We start from the raw sequence: 232 nt of genomic DNA, 5'->3' as shown, positions 1-232 counted from the left end.
GGAGTCATTCAATTTAGCAATGGGAGTTACTCCATTAATGAAAATGGAACCCCCGTTACCGCAGTCACCCTCACGCGGATTAATGGAAGTGATGGCGCAGTTAGTGCAACTATTAACCTAACAAATGGAACAGCAACTGCACCATCTGACTACAATAACACTTCAATTACGGTTAACTTCGCCAATGGGGAAACCAGTAAAACGGTCACCATTCCCATTGTTAACGATAGCC

At 44.0% G+C, this 232-nt stretch carries 1 protein-coding gene; it reads left to right on the top strand.

Features of this window, described 5'->3' with window-relative positions; translation table 11 throughout:
• A partial coding sequence (locus ASL19_RS11310) for a Calx-beta domain-containing protein (RefSeq protein ID WP_152980432.1) occupies positions 1-232 on the top strand: 232 nt, incomplete at both ends.

Origin of the sequence: Cylindrospermopsis sp. CR12 (genome assembly GCF_001432185.1) — a bacterium.
GTDB classification, from domain to species: domain Bacteria; phylum Cyanobacteriota; class Cyanobacteriia; order Cyanobacteriales; family Nostocaceae; genus Raphidiopsis; species Raphidiopsis raciborskii.
The sequence above is the reverse complement of the archived record's forward strand: the minus strand, read 5'-3'. Positions and strand labels throughout refer to the sequence as shown.